The 23,108-nt window shown below is 44.4% G+C and carries 11 protein-coding genes and 1 pseudogene; 11 read left to right on the top strand and 1 reads right to left on the bottom strand.

Annotation, left to right across the window (positions count from 1 at the left end; all coding sequences use genetic code 11):
- The first annotated feature begins 67 nt into the window (after nucleotides 1–67).
- The 10 genes from CCS41_RS02055 to CCS41_RS02010 all read left to right on the top strand — a co-directional run bounded on the left by CCS41_RS02055 (nucleotide 68) and on the right by CCS41_RS02010 (nucleotide 16,887).
- The gene (locus tag CCS41_RS02055; protein ID WP_119797113.1) at nucleotides 68–6,139 is read left to right on the top strand and encodes a neuraminidase-like domain-containing protein; all 6,072 of its coding nucleotides are present in this window, start codon (nucleotides 68–70) and stop codon (nucleotides 6,137–6,139) included.
- 4 nt (nucleotides 6,140–6,143) lie between these two features.
- The gene (locus CCS41_RS02050; protein WP_240313801.1) at nucleotides 6,144–6,926 is read left to right on the top strand and encodes a SpvB/TcaC N-terminal domain-containing protein; all 783 of its coding nucleotides are present in this window, start codon (nucleotides 6,144–6,146) and stop codon (nucleotides 6,924–6,926) included.
- On the top strand, nucleotides 6,908–10,135 hold the full coding sequence (locus CCS41_RS02045) for a toxin TcdB middle/C-terminal domain-containing protein (protein WP_162859955.1): 3,228 nt from the start codon (nucleotides 6,908–6,910) through the stop codon (nucleotides 10,133–10,135). Before CCS41_RS02050 ends, CCS41_RS02045 begins: the two co-directional genes overlap by 19 nt.
- Nucleotides 10,132–13,005: an RHS repeat-associated core domain-containing protein gene (locus CCS41_RS02040; RefSeq protein WP_072550810.1), complete on the top strand. Its 2,874-nt coding sequence runs from the start codon at nucleotides 10,132–10,134 to the stop codon at nucleotides 13,003–13,005. The genes CCS41_RS02045 and CCS41_RS02040 overlap by 4 nt, the downstream gene beginning before the upstream one ends.
- 187 nt (nucleotides 13,006–13,192) lie before the next feature.
- Nucleotides 13,193–13,522, top strand: a complete 330-nt coding sequence (locus CCS41_RS02035; protein WP_119797110.1) for a putative holin — start codon at nucleotides 13,193–13,195, stop codon at nucleotides 13,520–13,522.
- Nucleotides 13,523–13,588: 66 nt separating this feature from the next.
- Entirely contained in the window at nucleotides 13,589–14,161 is a 573-nt protein-coding gene (locus CCS41_RS02030) for a transglycosylase SLT domain-containing protein (protein WP_072550812.1), read from the top strand.
- Nucleotides 14,151–14,768 carry a hypothetical protein gene (locus tag CCS41_RS02025; protein ID WP_240313800.1) on the top strand — a complete coding sequence of 206 codons (618 nt, stop codon included), beginning with the start codon at nucleotides 14,151–14,153 and terminating at the stop codon, nucleotides 14,766–14,768. Before CCS41_RS02030 ends, CCS41_RS02025 begins: the two co-directional genes overlap by 11 nt.
- A 4-nt stretch (nucleotides 14,769–14,772) precedes the next feature.
- Complete coding sequence (locus CCS41_RS02020) at nucleotides 14,773–15,102, top strand: hypothetical protein (protein ID WP_072550816.1); 330 nt, start codon at nucleotides 14,773–14,775, stop codon at nucleotides 15,100–15,102.
- Between the two features lie 190 nt (nucleotides 15,103–15,292).
- Nucleotides 15,293–15,730, top strand: coding sequence for an antiterminator Q family protein (locus CCS41_RS02015; protein WP_072550813.1), 438 nt, complete (start codon nucleotides 15,293–15,295; stop codon nucleotides 15,728–15,730).
- Nucleotides 15,731–15,828: 98 nt separating this feature from the next.
- Nucleotides 15,829–16,887, top strand: a complete 1,059-nt coding sequence (locus CCS41_RS02010) for an ISAs1 family transposase (RefSeq protein WP_119797109.1) — start codon at nucleotides 15,829–15,831, stop codon at nucleotides 16,885–16,887.
- A 71-nt stretch (nucleotides 16,888–16,958) separates the two neighbouring features.
- Here the strand turns inward: CCS41_RS02010 and CCS41_RS02005 are convergent.
- Nucleotides 16,959–17,117 (bottom strand): annotated as a pseudogene (locus tag CCS41_RS02005) (IS5/IS1182 family transposase); the annotation flags it as partial.
- A 325-nt stretch (nucleotides 17,118–17,442) separates the two neighbouring features.
- Between CCS41_RS02005 and CCS41_RS02000 the strand changes: the two are divergent.
- Entirely contained in the window at nucleotides 17,443–23,019 is a 5,577-nt protein-coding gene (locus CCS41_RS02000) for an anthrax toxin-like adenylyl cyclase domain-containing protein (protein WP_119797108.1), read from the top strand.
- Nucleotides 23,020–23,108: the final 89 nt, after the last annotated feature.

Here is a 23,108-nt window from a genome sequence, read left to right as displayed (position 1 = left end):
ATCCCTATTTGCTGTGATCCACAGCAAATACTAAATCGGCTATACGAAAAAATATAATAAGGATTTTATGAACATTAATGATTCCCTAAAACAAATTAAGCTTTCTTCATTAAATGAAGTGGCAGAAATGCCGTTTAATGATTTTTTGGAAAAGGCAGAATTTTACCAACTCGATTGGCAAGATACGCAAGTGCTGTATGATACCGCGATTGAAAATCAGAACCGACTGAGAAAAACATTGACGCGTGCTAATCCGGAAATAAATATCGGACGGATTATCAGCGAATATAAACCACCCACGGAGAAGCCGACATATGATTCGAGTTTTCTCTCACTTCAGCACGGATACGCTGTGCCTGGTACTGCCGCCTCTATGTTTTCAGCGCCTGCTTATCTCTACAAATTATACCATGAAGCACGTGCACTACATGCTCACTCATCAGACTACCATTTAGATAAACGGCGGCCAGATTTAAAAACACTCGAGCTTAGCCAGGAAAATATGGATCAGGAAGTGAGTACTTTAACGCTGTCTAATGATATTTTATTACAAAAGCTTATAGAAAAAAGGGAGCAGGATCCGTCAGCCGATGGGAATAAAGGTGACATATATGAATATTTTTCTACCAAGAGCGATTTTCATTATGCCAAGGAAATAATTTATCAGGTATTACACGCGCGTGAAATAAACGTTAAACGCTTAATGGAAGAAATGCCTTTGGCAAAAGAAATAGATCAAGACATTCTTTTATGTACAGAATTAACCCTGACGCCATTGCGATTGAATAGCGTAAAAAAAGACATAAAAAAAATAGCATCTTATTATAAAGAAAGGGGCTTATCTGCAAAAATAATGGATCCTATCCTTGGATCTTCAACACTTCCTGGATCTTTGATACTTGAAAAATTAAATAAAATAGCCAGAATAAAAAAATACCAGGATCGCTATAACATACCGGAAGAGCAAGCATTTATCCTAGAGAATAATTCCATATTAACAACCCGAAGTCAGCATGATCCAAGATCACCAAGCCAATTTGACCAATTATTTAATTCGCCACCCTTAAAGGGGGTTCGTTATGAACTCACAGGCGTGGAAAGATGCACTGATGACGCCTTAGAAGCCGAAGAAGCTGCGGTATTAAGACAGGCATTGGCTGTCGATAAGAGAGGGCTGAGCATCATGCGTGAGATGCTGACTTCTGATACTACCGTGTCTCAAATCACCTACCTGTCTGCATTGTATCGTATTCGGTTACTCGCGCGTGTTCACGGACTTACTGTTTCTGAACTCGCTATACTGTTGAAAATGTTAGGCAATCTATCAGAAAATCCAATCACTTTCTCCATAGAAATGAGCGATGATCGATGCGCTGCGTTGATGGAGAAGCTCTATCAACTCACTTATTGGCTGCGTGAGCAAGGATGGCGGGTTAATGAACTGTATGACATGACCACCACAGAATATAACGGTGAAAAGACGCCTGAAATCGAAGCATTAATTAACACCATCGCCATGGGTTTAGATTGGGTACCTGCTCAGGCAGAACCTGAAACAGCCATACAGGTGTCAGAACAGATCGCTCCTTTTATTGCCTCTTCATTGGAACTATCTTCAGAAACAGTGGCTTGTTGTTTGTTAAATTGGCTTGATAAATTAATTCCACAAACGGCTCCAGACGATCTGATTATCAATGTCAATACATTCAGAGATGAAATAATAAAATGGAATCAAGATCATCGAGAAATCAATGAAAAGGTGATCATTTTTTGTCAACGTTTGCAACAGTTAGCATTCATTTATCGCCGTTTACAACTCAGTGAAGCCGAACTATCGCTATTCGTCGAGCAGCCTCACTGTTTGGATCGATCCCTCACATTAATTAAGAACAACATCACCGATCTGCAATTATTAACCCGTGTTCACCGTCAAATAACCTCATTCGGTGATCACGCATCCCAGGTGCTAATGGCATTAAAGCAGCGGAACCTGACGGCGGATAAGTTGACGGATAGGTTAGCGCTTACAATGCAGACAGACATAGAAACGCTACAACAGGCCGCTAATCTGGCTGATTATACCGATTCCTCGCCCTTTATTGATATCTTAAGCATTATCGGCACCGTACAATGGTTAAATACCGCACAATGGCTCAATATTGACACCAATACCTTGCGTCAACTCATCGATCTCAATGCCCTGTCAACCTATCAGGACTGGCAAGCAGTCGCGACGGCTTTATTGACGGGACTGAATAAACAACAAGCCGAGAAGGTAAATATTCAGCTTGATGAAGGATTAAGCACCGCCCTGAGCGAGCACTCTATTAATTTTTACTCTGTTGTCGATGAGCCGAGGTTAAATACCCTGACCACCCGCGACTATCTCTACCAATATTTATTGATTGATAACCAGATTTCGGCGGAAGTGAAAACCAGCAAAATCGCGGCGGCCATCGCTGCTCTCCAGCTCTATATTAATCGGACTTTACAACGTCAAGAGAAAGCGGGCTTAAATACAGACATATTAAATAAACCTTTCTTTCAAAATTGGGAGAGCATTAACTGTCGTTATAGCACCTGGGCTGCCACGGCCAAGCTTCGTTATCAACCAGAAAATTATATTGACCCACTACAGCGCCTTGGGCAAAGCCAAATGATGGATAATTTTCAGCAAGCGATTAGCGAGACTCAGCTGAATAATGAAGTGATAGAACAGGCATTTAAAGCGTATCTGACCGAATTTGAACAGATCGCGAATTTATCGATTATCAGTGCTTATCACGACAATGTGAATAGTAACGAGGGATTGACTTATTTTGTCGGTGAAAATCCGGATGAAAAAGGGATCTATTATTGGCGGCATGTTGATCAAAAACAATTCAGTAAGGGGAAATTCTTCATTGGTGCCTGGGGTCAATGGAAAAAAATTGACTGCGCGGTTAATTCAATGGATCAACTGATCCGTCCGGTGGTCTATCAATCACGTCTTTATCTGGTATGGATAGAGAAACGTCAGGAAACGGAAATAGATCAAGATGATGATAAAAAAAGCAACAGTGTCAACAAATATAAATTAAATGTGGCGCATCATCGTTATGATGGTAATTGGAGTTCCTCTATTGAATTCCCAATTGAATTTTCTCAATCAGGACCCGGTGAAAAAGCGGAAGAATTATTTTTTAATGATAAAGCAAAAGTAGGTATCTATTGCGCCGAAGACATTAAAAATAAAAAAATAGCGATTCTTTTTTATAAAAAAGGTGAAAAAAATATAAAGCAAGGTTTTTTTATTTCTGATGAAATGGTCTGTGATAAAATTGAAAATAGTGCATTACAGATACACTTTGACAGTATAAAAAACCAGCTCGATACAGACAATACGATAAAAGTTAATAAGTGCTACTCTTCACCTTATCATTATGCCGCCGAAATCAACGGACAAGAAAATACCGTAAATCATAACGGATTCAGTCTTATAGTAAAAAACAGTCTGCCTTCTATAAAAATTGGACAGATTCATGAAACATTGAAAATATTTTTCAGAGTGGGCGTCAGCGTTGCGTATCAAGGGGGAGATCCGCATCAAACAGAACTGATGAAATTACTGTCTCCTCATGGCGGGGAATTTGCTCTTTCTACGTTAAATGATCAAGTTACAGACAGACCAATGATAAAAGTTGTTATCTCTTTAGATAAGATGAAAATAGGCATTTATCATTATTTTCATGCCTCCGATGTCAAAATTGAATTCTATCGGCAGGTAACAGAAAAGGTAGAGCATCTTGAGGTCACTACGCAAAAAATTATTTTTAGGCCCGTCATGCTTAAGGCTCTCTATAGCATTTACGACGTTAATGAATTTATGTTAGACCCTCACTTTGCAATAGACGTAGAAGGGACGCCAGAAAATAAAATTAATTTCTTAACTCAATCCTTTTCTTATTTTGTACGTGAAGGAGATGAAAAAGATACACACCTTAATCTTGTACAAAAAATGATAAGAATCGATACCCGGATTCATGGTATAAAGACGTCATTCAATGATAAAAAAGAAAACAATGCCGTCTCATTTAACGAAAAAAATAACCGTTACCAAACGGATGAAATAAGCATAGGGGTTGCTGCTATCACTAGTGATACCGCTATCCAGGTGCCTTTTGAGGTTAAAATAGGAACCACACCTTATACACAAAATCTGACTATTCCTATTACTTATCGCGCTGTCGGTGACAATAAAATATTTGATCTACATAAAGACGTTAATGGCGTGCAATATATGAAGTACAGTGGTCACCGTGTACACCTTAATACACGCTTTGCCAAAAAATTGACTTCCTTAGCCAATCGTAGCATCGACGCAGTATTAAATCTGGACACACAAAAACAGGAGGATATTTCTGGTCAGGAGCGGATAGAATTTCGCGGTGCCAATGCGCTTTACTTCTGGGAACTGTTCTACTATCTACCCATGATGGTCATGCAACGTTTGTTACAGGAACAACATTTTAGCCAAGCCAGTCGCTGGTTAAAATATGTCTATCATCCTGCGGGCTATATTAAAGCACCTGCTCGTCATATTGGCCGCAATAGTAAGACAGAGTATTGGAATGTGCTTCCTTTACAGGACGCCAATGATGGACGTGTTAATAATTTAGAAAACAGCGGGGGCACAGACCCAGATGCTATCGCTCAGGCAGACCCTCTCCATTATCGTATTGCGACCTTTATGCGTTATCTCGATTTGTTGCTCAAGCGCGGTGATCATGCCTACCGTCAATTAGAGCGGGATACCCTGGTAGAAGCACAAATGTGGTATATGCAAGCACTGGATGTCTTGGGTGAAGAACCTGAACCTAACATGGTTATTTGGCAAAATCCCACACTGGATCCCAGCACCAGGCCAGCACAACAGGCAGAGCGATCTGCTCCATCGTTATCCATGACAACATCAGAAATAAGGTACCCTTTCTATCCACAAGAAAATATCAAACTTAGAAGCTACTGGCCTATTTTTAAAAGACGTTTGTACAATTTACGTCACAATTTGACCATTGACGGCATACCCTTACCCTTGCCTCTCTACACAAATCCCCTCGAACCCAGCGTGTTACGCGGAGCACTCTTTTCCTCTCCGCAAGACGTTTCTAGCATACCGACACAAGACATTGAACCGCGGATGCTACAACGCTTTCCTCAGATGCTAAATCACGCACGGGGGATGGTGTCACAATTGATGCAGTTTGGCGCCACCCTGCTGAACGTTATCGAACGCAAAGACGCAGAAGCGTTAAACGCGTTACTACAAACACAAGCTAAGGCATTAATGGTCACCAGTATCCAGCTACAGGATAAAACACAAGCAGAATTGCAGGAAGAATTGACCGCACTGAACAGCCGTCTGACAGGGACTAGGGTCCGTTTTGAACACTATCATAATCTGTATGAAAGAAACATCACCCAAGGTGAGCAAAGTGCGATGGATTTACGTACTGGCTCATCATCGGCAACGATGGCTGCACAAACACTCCATATGACGGCGGCAGGGCTGGCAATGGCGCCGAATATTTTTGGCTTATCCAATGGCGGTATGCGATGGGGAGCATTGGCGACAGGCATGGCACAGAAAGCCGAAATGGTCGCGTCAGGATTGATGACAGCTGCCGATAGAACCTCGCAATTTGAGATGTATCGCCGCCGTCGTGAGGAATGGGATATTCAACGTGAGAGCGCAAGGTTAGAAATTGATCAGTTAACCGCACAGATTAATGGATTAAATATTCGTATCCAAGCGGCGGATATGCAAAAAAAATACTTAGAGATGCAACAAGCACACATCCAGGATCAATTATCACTCCTACAGAGTAAATTCAGTAATCAAAAGCTCTATAGTTGGTTGCGCGGGCAATTAATGACCATTTATCAAGGATTCTATGACCAAACACTCTCACGTTGTCATATGGCAGAACGTGCTTGGCTGTGGGAAACCGGGAAAGACTCCCACAAATTTATCAAAGCAGGAGTCTGGCAAGACACTTATGCGGGGCTACTCAGTGGCGAAAAACTGATGCTGAATTTGGCTACAATGGAAACAGCTTATTTATACCTCACAGGACGATTTTATCGGTCCAGACGGTGAAGTATTGATTGTTCAGAAAACGGCTGATGGCCAGCCCGACAGTCAGAATCATATTGTTGAATGCCAAGGTATCCCCCTAAGCGAAAGTTTTACCGTTACCCGTTATCGACCGCGTGTTGAAAGAGCGTTTAGCCGTATCGAATATTGGCAGCCGATGGACGAAAGCCCAACACGACCGTTTTGGCTCGTCTACACAGCCGATGGCCAGCTACATTGTCTGGGCAAAAACGCCAGCGCCCGGATCGCCGATCCCGCAGATAACCGCCGTGTTGCTATTTGGCTACTCGAAGAGTCGGTCTCACCGACAGGTGAACATATTTGTTATACCTACCGTGCAGAAGATGATACGACAGATTCAGCGCAACAGTATCTCTCACATATCTATTACGGTAACCTCGCAGCGAAAGAGGCATTATTTTCCTGGGATACACAGGTACCTACTGCCGATAACTGGCTATTTACACTGGTGTTTGATTATGGCGAACGATCTTTCAGCGTGAAAGACCGCCCTACCTTTAATACCGAGATAAGCTGGCCAGTGCGTCTTGACTGTTTTTCTCGCTATGAATACGGTTTTAACCTACGTACCCGGCGACTTTGTCACCAAATATTGATGTTTCATCGCTTAAAAGCACTCAGTGGTGAGGAAAACGTCACCGACGAAACGCCGGCATTAGTCAGTCGATGGCTATTAGCCTACGAACAAAATACCGCGGTGACAACCTTGGTTTCTTGTCGCCATCTTGCTCACGAAGAAACGGGGAACCCTTGTGCCCTCCCCCGCTAGAATTTGGCTATCAAACTTCTCAACCAACAATAACCTCGTCTCCGTGGCAACCCATTTCTTGGCAACAAAGCAACGGATTGAATGGATTCCAAGACGGGCGAAATTACCAGCTGGTTGATCTGTATGGCGAAGGAATACCCGGGATCCTGTATCAGGATCAGGGAGCATGGTGGTATCGGGCACCACAGCGTGACGGTGAAGTGACACCAGAAAATGACACTGTCACTTATTCTGCCGCCACCCGTTTGCCTCAGATCCCCTCTTTACGTGACGGTGCACGTTTGATGGATATGACAGGCAGTGGCCGCCTCGATTGGGTCGTCACTCAGGCTAACATCGCCGGTTACTACGGCATACGCGCGGATAAAACCTGGACTCACTTTACCCCCTTATCCGCCTTGCCCAGTGAATTTTTCCACCCCGCTGCGCAACAGGCAGACCTAATGGGTCATGGATTGTTTGATCTGGTGTTGATTGAGGGCAACAGTGTCAGAGTTTATGCTAACCAGCGGGATGGTTTTTCTAAGAGTCAGGGGATCACGCTACCGGAAGGTGTTAGCCTACCTACACCCACAGACAGCCTAACATGGTTAGCATTCAGTGATGTATTAGGCTCTGGACAACCTCATTGGGTACAAATACGACACGATGGCGTCACCTGTTGGCCGAATTTAGGTCAGGGACGTTTTGGGCAACCGATTACTCTGCCTGGTTTTGAGCAACCTCGTGCGACTTTTCAGCCCAATTACGTATTTTTAGCCGATCTCGACGGCTCAGGGCTACCTGATCTGGTGTATGCCCAGTCAGACCGTCTGCTCATTTATTGCAATCAGAGTGGTAACCACTTTGCAGAACCGAAAATATTGCTGCTGCCCCCCGACATCCGTTATGACGACAGCTGTCAGATCACACTCGCCGATATCCAGGGGCAAGGTGTCACCAGTGTGATCCTCAGTCTCTTCCATCCAACACCGCGTCACTGGCGCTGTGATTGGGTACAGAAGAAGTCTAACTTGCTCACCGACGTCAATAATAACCGTGGGATGCGTTATCAGCTGCAGTATCGCAGTTCCGCTCAATGTTGGCTGGATGAAAAAGCCACCGTAAAAGCGCAACCTCATGCCAGTGATTTACCTTTCCCTCTTCATCTATTGACTAAAATTTGCACTGAAGATGAGATCACCGGCAATCGCTTAACCCAAGTTGCGTCTTACTCCCAGGGTGTCTACGATAACCGAGAACGCGAATTTCGTGGTTTTGGTCGCGTAGACACCTGGGATACCGAAACGTTAGGCAATGGAGCGAACACCAAACAGAGTCGCACCTGGTACCATACGGGACAAACGCAGGACGAAACCCGTCATCAGCACGAATTTTGGGCAAAAGACAGCCATGCCTTTCCCCGTAAAGCAACATTATTCACCACATTTAACCGTGATCAAGACCAGCCAACCACACCGACAGAAGAAGAAGCATATTGGCTATACCGTGCGCTCAACGGCAGCATGTTACGCACTGAAGTCTATGGACTGGATGGCGATCTGTCCGATAAAAACAGCAAAGCCAGTATTCCCTACACCGTCAGCGAATCACGTTATCAAGTACGACGTATTCAAGCCTCGATGCCGTCCCCAGAGAGGAAAAATCTGTCTATCGTCGTACTGCCTTTATTGATTGAGCAACGTGACTATTATTACGAACGAATCATCAGTGATCCCCAATGTCAGCAACAGATCTTGTTTCAATCGGATGAATGGGGCTACCCCTTGCACAGTGCCACCCTTCACTATCCAAGAAGGCCGCGCGCAACCGAAAGTCCCTATCCAACCGATCTGCCGCTCACCAGCTGGTCGAGCAGTTATGACCAACAACAAGAGGTATTACGTTCGACAGTCACTCGGCAACGGTGGCATCATCTGACCACGCAGGGTGTATGGCGATTAGGGCTTCCTGATTTGCAGCAAACCGATATCTTACACTATGCCCAAGATCAAATACCTGAGCAGGGTTTATCAAGAGAGGTGCAACCACTCAACCCAGAGCACAAGACATCAACCTTCGCCGGGCAACAGCAGATATTTTATACCGCCAACCAATCGGATAGACCATTGGAAAAACCCACGGTGCAAGCGTTAGTCGCTTTTACTGAAACCGCCGTGCTAAATGAACGTACCTTAACCGCATTTGCTGATAAATTAACAGGGGAAGCCCTTGAGCGGCAGTTAGTGGCAGCGGGTTACTTACCGGCCAGCGCACAATTTTCCCCGAGTGAGAAAATTTGGCTGATCCGTCAAGGCCAAACCGACTATGCAAACAGCACGGGTTTTTATCGCCCATTGAGACAATGCAGCACTTCATTGATGGGTAAAAGCACACTAACCTGGGATAAATACTACTGTGTAATAAAAAAAATAACAGACAGTGTCGGTCAGATGACTGAAGCCGACTACGACTATCGTTTCTTAACACCCTTTCAAATTAAAGATTTGAACGACAATACGCATTGGGCCCAATTTGATGCCCTGGGACGCCTATGCGCCAGCGGCTTTTACGGCATTGAAGAGGGAATCGCTGTCGGATTTCCCAAGCCGGAACCCGGGCAATTTCATCTACCCAGGACAGTAGATGAAGCCTTGGCATGGACAGGCCCTCTGCCTGTCGCCCAATTCCACGTTTTTGCTGTCGATTCGTGGATGATGAAAGAGCCTCATCGATTACCACCACATATTGCCACCGTGGTGACCGATCGTTATGTCGACAATGCACCACAAAAACTCAGCCAGCAAGTGATGTTCAGCGACGGTTTTGGTCGCCTGCTACAAACCTCAGTGCGCCATGAGGCGGGCACGGCTTATCAACGTCACAGTGAGGGAGCCCTGATGCAAACAGCGCCCCAGTTTACTGCGCGCCGCTGGGCGGTCACCGGACGCAAGGAATACGATCATAAAGGTCAGCCGGTGCGCATTTATCCCCCTTACTATCTCGATGATTGGCGTTACGTCAATGATGACAGCGCGCGTGAAAACCGTGTTTCTGATGTAGTTTATTATGACCCACTCGGGCGCGAGATACAGAAGATTGATACGAAAGGTTACCTGAGTCGGACACGTTTCTTTCCTTGGTTTACCGTGCACGAGGACGAAAATGATACCGCCGCGGAGGTATTGGAAAAAAGACAGCAAAATATGACGGAGACGCCAGGATCATGACAACACATTTTAACCCCAACCTATACCGTGGCACGCCTACTATTAAGGTAGTAGATAACCGCGGGTTAGCCGTGCGTGAACTGCAATACAATCGCACCAGCGAACAAGAAAGCGTAAAAGAAGGCATTAGCCGCAGTGAATATAATGCCGAGGGGCATGTGATCAACCATATCGACCCTCGGTTATATCACGCGCAATTAACACAGTTATCGATAAAACCTAACTTCACTTACCAATCTGACCTGGTTGGCAATGCGCTGTACACTGACAGTGTTGATGCCGGTTGTCAGATGATACTCAAGGACATTGAGGGTCGTCCCGTGTGGAAAAGAGAAGCGCGTGGCACAGAACAGCGCTGGCAATATGAAACAGGAAAAAATGGACGTCTCCTGGCGGTGTCTGAGCAGCCAGTAGGGGGCACGGCGGATCGGGTGATTGAACGTTTTATCTACGCGCCAGTGAACGAAGAAAATAAAAAATACAATTTGTCCGGCCGATTGTTGCACCACTACAACACGGCAGGTGTCAACACCTTGAGAAGTGTGGCGTTAACCGGCCAGCCGTTACGTGAAGCATGTCAGCTACTCCGTAATATCGATCAGCCGCTGGACTGGCGGGGAGAAGATCAAACCACCTGGAATACCTTGTTAGCAGAAGAGACGTTCACCACCCGCAACCGCTATAACGCCGCGGGCAAGCCGATCACGCACATCGATGCGAAAGGGAATCAGCAAGGTTTGGTGTACGATGTGGCAGGCCAACTGCAAGCAAGCCGGTTAACGATACATAATCAACCCGAACAACGCATAGTCGATTCATTAACCTACTCAGCCGCCGGACAAAAATTGTGCGAAATCAGTGGTAATGGGGTGAAAACCGAATACCGCTACGACCCACAGAACTTACGGCTCATCAACAGCAAAACCACACGGCAAAGTGATAGAAAAATTCTACAAGACTTACACTACCAACACGATCCCGTTGGCAATATTCTCAGTATTGAAGATCACGCGATTAACCGCCGATTTTACAAAAATCAGGAAATAAAAGCGCAAAGCCGCTACAGCTACGATGCACTCTATCAACTGAGCACAGCGACAGGTCGTGAGTCGTATGGACAAAGGAACCCACAAGTTGTTACGCCACCGCCCCTCATTGGCGATCAAAATCACACGGTCAACTACAGCCGTGAATACACCTACGACAGCGGAGGGAATTTAATTCAGATCCAGCATCATGGCGCGAATCGGTATACCACCCATATCAACGTTTCTCAGCAATCTAATCACGCACTGTTTCAAGATGGCGATGAGCGGCAATCACATCAGATAGAATCGCTTTTCGATGCGGCAGGCAATCAACAACAACTGCAATATCACGCCGAAAAATTAATGTGGAATAGCCGTAATCAACTACAGCAGGTCATACGTGTTAACCGTGATGGAAACCCCGATGATGTAGAAAAGTATCACTATGACAGCACGGGGCGACGGGTGATCAAACAACAGTTCACATTGACCGGTGGAACACTGTCTCAGAAAAAAGTGGTCTACCTGTCTGGCCTGGAACTGCATACAAAAAAGAGGGGCGATGAGATAAAAGAATCACTGCAGGTGATCAATGTGGGTGTCGCGGGGCAGGCACAAGTACGCGTACTCCATTGGGAAACGCCCCCACCGCATGGGATCCAGAATAACTCCCTTCGCTACAGCTACGACAACTCGATTGGCAGCAGTCAACTGGAACTGGACGGTGACGGTAATCTTATCAGCCAGGAAGAATATTACCCCTTTGGTGGCACCGCACTGTGGGCAGCACGCAGTACAATCGAAGCCAGTTACAAAACCCTGCGTTATTCGGGTAAAGAGCGGGATGCTTCAGGGCTTTACTACTACGGTTACCGTTATTACCAACCGTGGATCGGCCGCTGGCTCAACGCTGATCCTGCTGGCACCATCGATGGCCTAAACTTATATCGCATGGTCAGGAATAACCCTGTGTTATTGTCTGACCAAGATGGATTAGCACCCCCAATCGATATTAATCATAAAGAGGGTCTCCAGGCTTTTACCGGGTTCGCCAACCATGTAAAAGGAACACTGCACATCCCTTTCCGTGACAGAACATTAAACGAACTAGCACAACCATTTTATAAAGAAATGGTAAACCAACACGACGAGGATTTAGGCAAATTGTTCATAGAAGCTCTGGAACAACAAAATGAATCATCCAGGAGTATCGTTGCCGAATATCATAAATTTGCTGAGCAAGGCGATATTATGCAGGCAGCGTCCCCTCAACAGACAGCGAATATGGTAGGCGTAACAGTAAACTTTCTGACAGACGTACACAATGGAGGCGAAAAAACAAAGAGCATTCGTACAGATCTTGAACACAAGAAAAGAATAAAACCTGCTCTGGCGGCAACATTTACAGATCAGATGGTACGTGATGGCCTATTGCTAAGAAAAATAGTGAAATGCCGTAATACCCTGTATGCAACCCTTGAGTCAAAAGGAGAAATCGTACAAGAATTCACGGCATTTTCTGGTGACTTTGACCCGCTAACTTATCGATTCCACAATTTAAACTCAGAGGTTCACTATATTCACGGCAGTGAGCGAGACGAAAATCCTGCTAAGTTATATCCGATTTCTACCATGGGCGGGGAACAACCGGTTTCGAGAAGTACGGATACTGAAACAAAATTGTTAGAAGCCGTGCACCACTGTATCGGTATGAATCCAGGAGATTATACATTGAATATCACGTCAACCCTGAGGCCCTGCCATTCCTGTGCAGCCATGCTCGCCAAGTTTTCTAACGACCATAGAATGAAAATTAATATGTTTTATGTAGATGGTAAATAAATAGCCGACGATACGTCTTTTTTTGAGCGTTTCACAAGCCATTTCTCTACTTAAAAACCTGGCGCTATCCTCACGCTATCATTTTTTTATCATAGTGTGAGGTTTTACTTATTATAAATAACATAACCTCATGACAGTCCGTTTCAAAATAAAACGAGATTGACCCATTCATCACGAGATAAATCACATGAAAAAAATAAATAAACCCCGCCTGAGTGGCTGGATCATCACTTCTATTTTACTCCTTGCGATTATCAGTCTTATTTCGCCGCAACAGTTACCGGTTGTCATCTACAAACTTTCTCTGATCACGTTGGCGGCGGTACTGGGCTATTGGCTTGATCGCTCACTGTTTCCTAAAGCCCGCCCCGATCAGTACCTCTGTGATGAAGGTGATGTAACAGCTAAAAACCGTTACCCGGTATCAAGGGGGGATCAACGAGTATTTTCAGCGATCATGATCCGCAGAGCCTTGATTGTCGCCGCGGTATGTATCGCAGTGGCGATAGGTTTATAAATCATGAATACATTTCCTTACCGACTTCATTCCTGCAAACGATTATTGTTCATTATTTTTCTATCAATGATCGCATGCAATACCGCCGTAGCCAATCCGGCACCGGCATCCTTGCCTTATCGAACCGATGTGATCCGTAACGCACGAATCGAATGGGGGATCAATGCCCCTATTGCTGATTTTGCCGCCCAGTTCCACCAAGAAAGTAGCTGGATACCCAGTGCCATGTCACCACAAGGCGCACAAGGGCTTGCACAGTTTATACCGTCTACTGCACGCTGGTTCAGCAATATGATCCCCGCTTTACGTGCTAATCAGCCCTTTAATCCTTCGTGGGGCATTCGGGCATTGATCAGCTACGACCGCTGGTTATGGTGGCGCATCCAAGCGGCTAATGACTGTGAACAGATGGCGATGACCCTTTCAGCCTATAACGGTGGACTAAAATGGGTTCAGCGAGATCAAAAACTGGCAGTTCAAAAAGAGTTAGATCACCTGCGATGGTTCAAACAGGTCGAAACCGTCAATGCAGGACGCTCTCAGGCCAATTGGCGTGAAAATCGCCACTATCCGCAACGGATCCTACATACACTCGCGCCACGTTACCTGCTATGGGGAGGCAGTTATTGTGTGGAATAAAACCTCTATCGTCTTGGGCATGCTGGGCTTAACATTGTGCACAGTGCTAATGGCCAGCCTGTATTACACCGGACACACCCATGGTTTTCAACATGCTAAAGCGTTAGGAGAGCGTGCCTTAGCACAGCAACAGGCAAAATTTAGCCAAAAAAAACAACAGCAGGCAGAAGCCCATCTCGCTGAATTACAGATTGCAATAGAGCGTTATCAGCAACAAACACTTCGCGCTAATCAACTCGAACAAACCTACCTCTCCACCCGGCAGCGCTTAACCACCAACAATGCGCAATTACAAAGGAAAATCAATGATTTCACCCAGCGTTATATTGACCAACAGGGTCAAAGTCACCCTATGCAGTGTGTGTTTACTCGTGGTTTCGTGCAGCAATACAACAAAGCGAACGGCATACCCACGAACGACAATACCGCCCTTACCGGCAGCATTATCCCAACGCCCAGTGGCGGCGTACCCGCTGATGGCAAATTATACGCCAGTGGCGTCACCGCCCGAGATATCCTCGCCAACATCAATGACAACGGTGAACAATGTCAAGCACTAAAAGCGCAAGTTAATGGGTTACTTGATTACATCAATGGGTTGGGTTAACACTGTGAAAGTCGAATTAGAAATTTGGACATTAATCAGTTTATTGTTGAGTTTTTTTGGTTTTTTATTTGCAGCAGGCCGAATATTACTCACACAAATAGAAAAGCGCTTCCATGAACGTTTTTCCGCATTGGAAATGGCCTGTTATCAGAACGTGAAAACGGCTAGCCGCTCAGAGAGGACATTTTTGGAGTTTCGTGCTGATCTGCCATTAAAATACGTACGACGCGAGGATCACATCCGTGTTCAGAACATCATAGACACAAAACTGGATACGATCTACAATCAATTATCTGCTTTACAATCAAATAGTAAAAGAAATAAACGAGATTAAATTTTCGACCCTTTAGTAAACGCAACAATCGATATACAAACATTCAAATAAATTAACAATCAGAATATAACTTTTATAATAATTACTAATTATTAATAATAAAAAAGTGATTTTTTACGGTCGGTTTATATGATCAAATATAAAATGAAATTTATTCTATAAATAATTCAATGTTAACAAGGGAAATGACATGAGAGATATAAATTTAATACTAGAGCGTTGGGGGACTTGGGCAAGATATAGTTCAAGGATGGATTATTCACCTATCGCGGCGGGATTTAAAGGACTCTTTCCAGCGAGTCCAAATAAAACAATTTCATGCAGTGACGATGATGGAATGATTATTGATCATGCGGTAGGACGTTTAAAAGCAGTGCGTAAACCGGAAGAATTAACGCTTATTCTGGCACATTATGTTTATTGTATCCCTAAACGCGTCATCGCTAAAAAATGGAAATGCTCCGAAAGTGAAATCCGCAGAAAAATACAAGTCGCGGAAGGCTTTATCGATGGTTGCCTGGCAATGAAGCACGTTTGTCTTCATATGGATCCTTATGTTCAAAAAAAAGGCGTGCAAACGGACATCATTGGCAAAATAAATACGTACGCTAGTGGAAGTGTACGTTGAGTAATCTACAGTACAGGGCAGGGCGGGATCCCACTTTAATGTGAACTAATAATAGGCAGTAAGCTCATAATATTATGTATCCTAAAGAATATGTAATCATGAGTATTTTAAAGCAATTAGCCCTGATCCCTGACCCGCGTAAAGATATTAATATCAAACATCACCTGCTCGATGTTATTTTCCTGTTTTTTGCCGCCGTGTTAAGTGGGGCCTCGGGATGGAAATCCATCCAGGATTTTGGCGAAGCTCAGCTCGATTGGCTAAAAAAATATGGCTCTTATCATGGTGGGAGCCCACGTCGTCATTGTATTGCTAAAATCATCAATGCATTAGATACAAATTTGCTGATTCAATCCTTGTTTTTATGGATTAACGAACGACGCCAACGAGCCGGTAAGACGTTGCTTGCCATCGACGGTAAAACCTTGCGGAGAACCTGGTCTGAAGAGATTTGCACTGCGCTGCATGTGGTGAGTGCCTATGATGTTGATGCTGGTATTACGCTTTATCAAAAAGCGGCGAACAATAAGGGAAAAGAAGGAGAATTAGCCCGTCAGAGCATTGACGCGTTAGCGCTGGATAATGCTATTGTGACGCTCGATTCATTGCATTGCCAAACCTCAACTTCATCACTTATCACGCAACGTAAAGGCAATTTTGTGGTGCAGCTTAAAGCGACTCAAAAGAAGCTGTTTGAACAGGTAAAACAGCAATTTGCTTTTGCCTATGATAGCGATAAATTGCACGAATATACGCAGACTAATCAGTGGCATGGCCGGATAGAAAAACGTACGGTTATGCAAATTAATGCGGAATTACCCAATGAATTAAAAGCGAAATGGCCTACCATTCGTACTTTCATTGAGGTCGCTAGTGAACGAACAAAAAATAATGTCACCCACTGTCGGTCACGTTGGTATGTCAGCTCATTACCGCTGAATGCAGAACAAGCGGCACAGGCAATTCGGCTGCATTGGGGGATAGAAAATCAACTTCACTGGGTATTGGATGTGGTGTTTAGAGAAGATGAACTCTTGATAAAAGCTCCGGATGGAGCAGCCCATGTCGCTCTTTTCAATCGCGTCGCGTTGGGTGTGATTAAACAGCACAAAGGTAAACAAGATAGTATTGCCAGTAAACGTAGACGAGCCGCCTGATCAGCCGATTTTCGTAGTAAACTTATTTTTGGTTAAAAAATTAGCAAAGTGGAATCCCGCCCTGCCCTGTGTCAGGGTATATGTCGCAAATTGAGCTCCCAGTTATATATTCCGGCAATAAGATTAAATCTAAGTCCAAACCTTTTTCGCCTGTTGCGATATTTTTCAGCAATAATTCTGAAACGCTTAAGCACACCGATCACATTTTCGTTAACCACTCTTTCACTGGCTCATTGCTAATTAATCTTCTTTCGTTAACGGATTAATTTTATAAAGCATCATCCTTAAATTATAAAAATGTATAGTTTTGAACGGTCATTTAATAGCGCTGTTTAATAAAATTAATTAAAAATAGTATTTATAAAGCAATTTATTGTTGTTATTTTTCTTCAATTAATACAAATTATATTCATATAAAAAAACGACCTGATACAATATTAATAATCATCATTTATATAAAAATGATGTATTTTTTACTCTTGTCAATTAAAGTGAAATTATCTTTTAAAATTTGCGATTTAAAATAGTTTTACCATTTAACCGAACCAGGAATATATGATGACAAACAGCCAACAACATCACTCCTTTAGTAATTTTGTTCCAGTTATAGAAGGAGAAGATGCAATTAAAGCATCTGGTATTGTCGATGAACATGTCAAGCAATTTATTAAACTGGCTAAAAGAAAAGATACTTTTTTTATATTTCGTCCAGTCAATGGCCTTTCGACCTCATTAATTAAGCAAGGCGCTGCAACTAAAGGGATGGAGGTACATGGTAAAAGTGCAGATTGGGGACCGATGGCAGGTTATATTCCCTTTGATCAGGATTTAAGTAAACAGTTTGGTAATCATGATGCCGTTATTAAAGGAAATGCCAATAATGTTCATTCAATTAATGATAGTCAGGGTTCAATCAAGAAAACCATTCTGCGTATTGACATGGATCGATTAAAAGAATTACAAGACAAAGGTATTTTAAATTGGCAGCCTACAACCGGAGAAATAATTATTCTGCATAAAGGAGCTGATACATATCAATTCCGTTTAAATAAACAAGACGACAATAATTATACGGTTGATTATCGAACTTTACCGACTGCTGCTTCAACCTTAAATGAAACTTTTACTTGGCGCCCAGTAGAGGTCATTGGTAAAGAAATCAATGGAATCACTACACCTTTGACAGCAGATTACGATTTGTTTATGGTTGCTCCGAAGCTGCAGAATGTGGTTGATCTTAAAACGTTAGGAGGTAGAAAGCACTCACTAAAAGAAATTACTCAGCTTATTTCTGAGCAGGGCTTGGGGCAAATTGCCAGACGCCAGAGTGATACTGAAAAAGGGCGTTTACCCGTATGGCTCCGTGATGATATCAACGATTTGAATAGAGTGGCCAAAGAAGCAGGTTATCAAGGAGGCACGTTAGTAAACCATGGTTCCGAAATGGATAATCCATTCCCTGAACAAGATCAGCGGTTATTTGTAATAACACCTGAAGGAAAAACTTTTTTAACAACCCGCTGGGAAGATACACAACAGGTTATTAGAGATATTCATCAACAAGGCTATATTGTTTATCGTAATCGTAGTTACAATTCATTATCTGTGACAACCAGCAGTGATGGACAACAACAAGTTAAAATGATTGTATGGGGTGATAGCTTACCTTCATTAAACGAATTTGATAAATATATTACTGAATTCATAAAAATAGTAGACAGCGGAGAAATATTACCAGGATTGAATAATATTCGCAATGTACTGGCTGAATATTATTTAAATCAGGATAAAGATCTCAGTGAGCAAAATAAAAAAATTTTTATTATTAAGGGGCAATTTAAGCAATTACTGAATGAGCATGGTTTAAAGTCAGAAAATATAAAAATTGCGTTAAATGCGATGTATCAATGTATTGATATTTATGAGCGTATAGTTTTCACACCTCAGCTCATGCGCCTCGTGACACAAATTGATCATGTACTCTCACCTACCTCTCAAGTAACCAAAAGATTTAATACAATGACAGCAGAACCTTCTGTAAGGACAGAATTGCCTTCTGTCATGCGTGACCAAACACCCGCTGCGCCAATATCTATCTTTGAACTAAAAAGAGCAACAGATGGAACTTATATCCTAATAAATGAAGTCACACCGAATGGAAAAATACCGCCAGATGGAAAATATTTTTTTGTCAATCCTATCGGAAAAAATGCCGGAAAAATTATAGTCGCTCATGAAGATGATGCACAGGGACATTCATCGCTGACTGTGAGACATAAAGATAGTTCAGTCTCATTTGTAGACGCCGAGAGCGTCTATTATGCTGGAGAGTTAACGTTTAGCAACGGTGAATTGCTAGAATGGACCAACGAGAGCGGGCATTACAAACCTCCCATTGATCACGCAACACAGATGAAACTAGACGATCCAAGCCTACTCTCTTCCGAAAAATTTCGTGCATTTGAAGTCCCACCCAAACCCGTGGATATACCTCCTCCGGTACCACCAAGACCCGCTCATACATTTTCGGTTATGCCTTCCGTTCCCGTTACTGCGCCCACTGTGCGAGAGAGTAGACCTCCGCTATCCTATTCAGGTGAGCCGACTGAGAGCTCGATCCCCTCCATTCTCTACCAAATAGTCGTGGTGCAAGCACATGATGAAGATGCGATGCGTGCGGCGGGACAGTGGCTAAAAGAAGATCAGGGGCGTCGGTTCCTTATCGGTATGCATGGAGAGCATCTAAACCTTTATTCACCGAATGGCAATCCAGCTGATGTGCCACAAGATGCACTGCAAGCATTTAGAAGAACCATAGCCTTGACCCCTAACCCATCTGTGAGCATGCTCTTTATCGGTGAAAAAGACGTGAGCGGATTCGTGAAGGCTGAACAAGTGGCGTTTTTGCCCGATGGCACACTTGTGGTGCAAGATGATGCACTCGATGAACAAACGGAAGCAACACGATGGAATGGGCAATCATTGGACGATACTCAAAAAATGATACTCGGCTTTATTAATGAAAATTTAACCGGCATTCGCGCAGAAAATATCCAGGTTAAATTAGGTCAAATTACTGGGATCAGCGATCTTGATGCAGATAATGAACCTCTACCTTTCCGGAGTTCAGTCACTGTGGATTATATCGTTCCACTGACCACGTCTGCTGAAGGCCATATCATTATCCAAGATCTTGTTGAGCAGGCTCCCACACCGAGACAAACCGGCATGCCCGGTGGCAATGCCGGATTTAATCATCCAGTGAAGCCAATCCAGCCTGTTAATCTGCCGATGACGCCAGTTCCCGATAATTTGCCCACTAAACTACATCGGACAACAGAGCTGTTAGATCAGGTAGCCGACGGACGCACAACAATACAATCATTGGACATGGCCTCACGCGACCTTCTCACCGAAGCTTTTCATTTATCCGATGGGCAGTTAGATAGCCAGAAATTACTGCTCCACGCGCATAGTCCGGAAAACCGTCAAGCATGGGATAAGGCTATTCGACAGCTGTTGCAAGATCCTGCAACTTATAATGAGCAAGCAAATTTAAGCCTACAGGACGCCTTAGCGCAACAACAGCACTTACACCAGCAGCAACAACAGCGGGCCCGTGAATTTTTTCAAGCGGGTGCTAATACTCAAAAAGTGAATCCAGGGGTGGAGACTAACACGCACTTGATTCCCCCCTCGTATTCCCTCAGAAAGGGAATCGACAGCGGGCGCGATAGCGATGCCTGGTCTTTGGCTTTTTTAGACGCCAAACAGGCAGGAAAAACACAATATGATATTTTTTCCGCTGGCTTAACTGCCGATGCGGGGCGGCGAGCGCGGCTTATCGATGGCAGTGCTTCGGGGAGTGAAATGGCTTACAGTGATTACCTGCATGGTCAGTTCGAACAGCTAAAAAATAGCTCAGCTCTCTCTGTCGACAATCCGACGATTTTTACCCGTCATAACGTACAGGATTTATTCGGTGCAACGCCTGCCGCAGGGGCTTATTTGTTAAAAGGCACGCACCACTCGGTGGCGTTACATATTCATCAAAGTGGATCCGGTTACACTTATTCATTGTATGATCCTCAGGTGGGGAGTGTTGATTTAACTGCGCTGAGTACGGGCGAACATCGCCCGGCGTTACACGGCCTACTGGACAACTATTTACAAGGGACAAACGCGGCCGGCCAGACGCGTTCTCAGCAGTATGGCATTGAAAAAACAGGCACAAGATACGCTTTTGCTGCCTATCAAGTGAATATTGAACAGGCCCGCGCGCTCACCCCCCTTGGCGAATTTCAAACCTCACTCAATAATGAGGTGGCCGCCCGTACGCTCTTATCCTCTGTCACCCTCGACGGCGTGACGCTGCCCACTAATATCCTCCTGGATATGGGGGCCATTTTTGAGGGCAAACCCAGGACTCTGGAGCATTTTACTGATACTGACAGTGCATCGTTAAAAACCCTTCGCTTTCGGCCTCAACAATTGCACGATTTTTTAACGAAAAATAATCTCAATGATCCGGCTTTTGAACCGGGGCTGCGTCTGATCAGGCAAAGAATGAACGGGATCGATGGGGATACCTCGCCGCTATTAGCACGGGGGTTACTGCAAGAGCAGAAAATTGCAAAAAAGACCTTGGCCTTACTCGGCAAAGTTAATCGCCATACCCTCGTTAACACTGACGGAACGCTTACCGTCAAACCGACACTGATGCCATCGCTGCAGCCAAAAAGTCGCTGGCATCGGGTTAGCAATGTCACTGGCTATGCCGGCTTGGGCATGTCTGGTCTCGGTTATTATTTAGGATATAAAGCTATCGCCGGTTATGAGGAGGCATTAAAGCAGCAGGGATTAACGCCAGAAAAAAGGCAGCAGCTTGAATTTGAGCGTAATTTTGCCATTGCTTCTATTAACACGAATTTCGCCGTTGATATCGGACAATATGGGCTGAGTAGAATGACTGCCTCAGTGAGTAGCAGTGCGGCGAAACTCGGTGGCAACATGGCGACAAAAGCGCGCTTTATCAAAGTAGGCGGTGCCGCGTTAAGTTTAGTGGGTGTGGGTTTTGATATCTATGGCGCCTATCGATCGTTCTCACAACTGGCTACCGAGACTGACCCAGATATCCGGCAAGATCTGATCGTCTCGGGTAGCCTCTCGGTGGCAGGTGCTGCCGTTGGCCTGGCGGTGACGGGTGCTTTTATCGCCGGCGGTACTGCTGCTGTGGCGGCAGGGCCCATTGGTCTTGCTGTGGGCGGCGTCTTGATGCTGGCAGGTCTAGGCTATTCGGCGGCACGTCAAGTTAAAGAAATAGAGAAACATATTTATTTAACGGTGGATGAAAAATGGAATACCGGCTGGCGGGTATTTTGGGGGAGCCACCCCTCGAAGGCGATACAAGACAAAATGGCTGAAACCCAGCGGTCAGTGTATCGTGAAACTTGTGATGAATTTTTACGCAATACGGCCAGGAGTATGATGAGAGAGCGGGGTATCACCCCGATTTACCACTATGTTTACAGTGGTAAAGATTTTGATTTGGTATCGCATCCCTATTGGCAATTAGATAGTGCCTATGTTGATTATTATAAAGCGTTAGCGAGTAGAATCGAGGGAGAAAACCTGGAGAAAGAAAAACGAAGATTAGGACGTGAATACGCATTAGAAATCGGTGATTTTGAGGCCACAAAAACCGGAGAATACTATTACACCCCGGTTTTTAAGGAAGTGGATGATTATGTTGTCGCCGCCTCGGGATCTATAAAAAACGCGGTGCGCTTCGATAATCTGGCAAATGGAGCGGCAGATGGCATCGTTCTGTTTAATCTCGGGGACGGCAACGACAGTGCATTCGGATATAAAGGAAGAAAGAATACCTTCCTCGGCGGGAAAGGGAAGAAGCACTACGTGGGTGATACCTTAAATGATCTATTTTATTTAGGTAATGACAATCAAAGCTCTGCTACCAGCGACTTCGAGGGGAGTCGCTTTTACGGAAAAGCGGGCGAGGATACCCTAATTATTGCAGCAACACCTTCAGGGATTAGCGGTTATTCAATTGATCTTAGAGAAGAATTAGTTTGTTACTACAACAGGGGGTCGCGACTAATCGGGTGGCAATAATTAGGGATATTGAACACATTATGGGGCACGCGACACTTGTTGATCGCATAGTGGGTGATGCACATAACAACCAGCTCAATGGCCAAGGG

Origin of the sequence: Candidatus Fukatsuia symbiotica, from assembly GCF_003122425.1 — a bacterium.
Lineage (GTDB): Bacteria > Pseudomonadota > Gammaproteobacteria > Enterobacterales > Enterobacteriaceae > Fukatsuia > Fukatsuia symbiotica.
Note: the sequence above shows the minus strand (reverse complement) of the source record. Positions and strands in the feature narration are given on the sequence as shown.